We start from the raw sequence: 3,273 nt of genomic DNA, 5'->3' as shown, positions 1-3,273 counted from the left end.
CCTCCGCCAACCCCGGCTCCCCACCCGTGACGGTCGACGCCCGCCGCCTTGGGCGCCCTCCGCCAACCCCGGCTCCCCACCCGTGACGGTCGACGCCCGCCGCCTTGGGCAATCTGCCGCCTGGGGCGGCAGGGTGGGCAAGGCGGCACCCCGGCGCCGCGCGCCGATACGACGGCCTCAGCCCCGCTGCCGCCCCGAAACCCCGGTGCCGCGCGCCGCCCCGACGGCCTCAGCCCCGCTGCCGCCCCGAAACCCCCGTGCCGCGCGCCGCCCGACGGCCCCAGCCCCGCTGCACCGCGCCCACCCGACGGCCCCGCCCCACCCCACCGCCCCCCCACACCTTGACGCCCCCACCCCTCCGGAGGATTATTCATCGTGTGATGAATAAATCGCCGACACCCTCCGTGGAAACCGCCGTCGAGGCCACCGACCTCACCGTCGTCCGAGGCCCCCACCCCGTCCTGCGCAACCTGAACTTCACCGTCCCCCGCGGCCAGATCACCGGCCTCCTCGGCCCCTCCGGCTGCGGCAAGTCGACCCTCATGCGCGCCGTCGTCGGCACCCAGGCCAAGGTCACCGGCACCCTCACCGTCCTCGACCACCCCGCCGGCCACCCCAAGCTCCGCTCCCGCGTCGGCTACGTGACCCAGGCCCCGTCCGTCTACGTCGACCTCACGATCCGCCAGAACCTCGCCTACTTCGCATCCGTCCTGCTCCCTGGCAGGTCGTCCGCCACCCGCCGCGACACGGAGGTCGACCGCGTCCTCACCGACGTAGACCTCACGACCCACGCCGACGCCCTCGCCGGAAACCTCTCCGGCGGCCAGCTCAGCCGCGTCTCCCTGGCCGTCGCCCTCCTCGGCACCCCTGAACTGCTGGTCCTCGACGAGCCGACCGTCGGCCTCGACCCGGTCCTCCGCCGCGACCTGTGGAACCTCTTCCACGACCTCGCCACCCGCGGCGCCACGATCCTCGTCTCCTCGCACGTCATGGACGAGGCCGAGCGCTGCCACCGCCTCCTCCTCATGCGCGAGGGCGAACTGCTCGCCGACGACACCCCCGACGCCCTCCGCGAGCGCACCGCCACCCCCACCGTCGAAGAGGCCTTCCTCCACCTGGTCGACGAGGCGAACGCCGCCCGCCCCGTCGGCCCCTGACCCCCGGGACCCGCCATGAACACGTACCGCACCACCGCCACCGCACTCCGCGTCCTGCGCCAGCTCCGCCACGACCCGCGCTCGATCGCCCTGATGCTGCTCGTCCCGTGCGTGATGCTCTTCCTTCTCCGCTACGTATTCGACGGCAACCAGGCCACCTTCAACTCCATCGGCGCCTCGCTCCTCGGCATCTTCCCGCTGATCACGATGTTCCTGGTGACGTCCATCGCCACCCTCCGCGAACGCACCAGCGGCACCCTGGAACGCCTCCTGTCCATGCCACTCGGCAAGGCCGACCTGATCGGCGGCTACGCCCTGGCCTTCGGCGCCGTCGCCGTCGTCCAGTCGCTCCTCGCCACGGGCCTCGCCCTCTGGGTCCTGGACCTCGACGTCACCGGCTCGGCCTGGCTGCTCCTCCTGGTCGCCCTCCTCGACGCCCTGCTCGGCACGGCCCTCGGCCTCTTCGTCTCGGCCTTCGCGGCATCGGAGTTCCAGGCGGTCCAGTTCATGCCGGCGGTGATCTTCCCCCAGCTCCTGCTCTGCGGCCTGTTCATCGCCCGCGACCAGATGCAGCCGATCCTCGAGGGGATCTCCAACGTGCTCCCCATGTCGTACGCGGTCGACGGCATGAACGAGGTCCTCAAGCACACCGACCTCACCGCCACCTACCTCCGTGACGTCGTGATCGTCGCCGGCTGCGCCGTCCTGGTCCTCGCCCTGGGCGCGGCGACCCTGCGCCGCCGTACGGCCTGAGCCCCGTCGCCCGCCCGTTCCGCCCACCGGACACCCGCGAACGGCGGGCACACCCGATGCGAGGATGCCCCTGAACGACGGGACGAGGACGACGCCGCACACGGAAGGCCCCCAGTCACATGAGCCAGCACACCCGCCACAAGGTCGCCGTACTCGGCACGGGCAAGATCGGTGAAGCCCTGCTCAGCGGAATGATCCGCGGCGGCTGGGCCCCGAGCGACCTCATGGTCACGACCCGCCGCCCCGAACGCGCCGAGGAGCTCCGCAGCCGCTACGGCGTCACCCCGGTCACCAACCAGGAGGCGGCCAAGCAGGCCGACACCCTGATCCTCACGGTCAAGCCCCAGGACATGGGCACGCTCCTCGACGAGCTGGCGCAGCACGTCCCGTCCGACCGCCTCGTGATCAGCGGCGCGGCCGGCATCCCCACCACCTTCTTCGAGGAGCGCCTCCCGGAGGGCACCCCGGTGGTCCGCGTCATGACGAACACCCCGGCCCTGGTCGACGAGGCCATGTCCGTCATCTCCGCCGGCACCCACGCGACGAGCGCCCACCTGGCGCACGCCGAGGAACTCTTCGGCTCGGTCGGCAAGACCCTCCGCGTCCCCGAGTCCCAGCAGGACGCCTGCACGGCCCTCTCCGGCTCGGGGCCCGCCTACTTCTACTTCCTGGTGGAAGCCATGACGGACGCGGGCATCCTCCTCGGCCTCCCGCGCGACAAGGCCCACGACCTCATCGTCCAGTCCGCCATCGGCGCGGCCACGATGCTCCGCGACAGCGGCGAACACCCGGTCAAGCTCCGCGAGAACGTGACGTCTCCCGCCGGCACGACCATCAACGCGATCCGCGAACTCGAGAGCCACGGCGTACGAGCCGCCCTCATCGCCGCCCTCGAAGCCGCCCGCGACCGCAGCCGCGAACTGGCCTCCGGCAACAACAGCTGACCTGCGTACGGGCCCGGGGCGTGAAGTTGACACGCCCCAGGCCCATCCGTAGTGTTCTCCGAGTTGTCCGCCGTGAGCGCCGACTCCGGTCGGTCCCCGGGCAACCATTCCGCAAGACCTCTTAAACGCTCGACGACTGGCTTCTGCTCGGTCGTCGTCTGTATTTACGTGCGTCTTTGCGAAATGAGGAATCCACGTTCGAAAGGACGCGACCCCGATTAGCTCGGGGGCCGGGAATCCGCTAAAGTCTCACTCGTCGGAACGGCCCAACAGCCGGGAAGACGCAGCAACAATCTCCGCTAACGCGGGGGCCTCTGACTGAGAATCAGGCCCGAAAGGATCTGATAGAGTCGGACTCGCCGGAAAAGCCGAAAGGCCGGAAAGCGAAGCGGAACCGAGGAAAACGGATCGGAAAACGA

Annotated in this window: 3 protein-coding genes; all 3 read left to right on the top strand. The window is 70.6% G+C overall.

Going from position 1 to position 3,273, the window contains the following annotated elements:
• The first annotated feature begins 380 nt into the window (after positions 1 to 380).
• The gene (locus ACYSUO_RS42250) at positions 381 to 1,157 is read left to right on the top strand and encodes an ABC transporter ATP-binding protein (protein ID WP_461781508.1); all 777 of its coding nucleotides are present in this window, start codon (positions 381 to 383) and stop codon (positions 1,155 to 1,157) included.
• 15 nt (positions 1,158 to 1,172) lie between these two features.
• The gene (locus ACYSUO_RS42245) at positions 1,173 to 1,910 is read left to right on the top strand and encodes an ABC transporter permease (RefSeq protein WP_461781507.1); all 738 of its coding nucleotides are present in this window, start codon (positions 1,173 to 1,175) and stop codon (positions 1,908 to 1,910) included.
• Positions 1,911 to 2,029: 119 nt separating this feature from the next.
• The gene (gene proC / locus ACYSUO_RS42240; RefSeq protein ID WP_461781506.1) at positions 2,030 to 2,854 is read left to right on the top strand and encodes a pyrroline-5-carboxylate reductase; all 825 of its coding nucleotides are present in this window, start codon (positions 2,030 to 2,032) and stop codon (positions 2,852 to 2,854) included.
• The last annotated feature ends 419 nt before the right edge of the window (positions 2,855 to 3,273 follow it).

Source organism: Streptomyces sp. UC4497 (assembly GCF_054871485.1).
Note: the sequence above shows the minus strand (reverse complement) of the source record. Positions and strands in the feature narration are given on the sequence as shown.

Excerpts from the sequence above, each read along its gene's own strand:
- proC (WP_461781506.1), top strand. The coding sequence starts at position 2,030 with ATGAGCCAGCACACCCGCCACAAGGTCGCCGTACTCGGCACGGGCAAG.
- ACYSUO_RS42245 (WP_461781507.1), top strand. The coding sequence starts at position 1,173 with ATGAACACGTACCGCACCACCGCCACCGCACTCCGCGTCCTGCGCCAG.
- ACYSUO_RS42250 (WP_461781508.1), top strand. The coding sequence starts at position 381 with ATGAATAAATCGCCGACACCCTCCGTGGAAACCGCCGTCGAGGCCACC.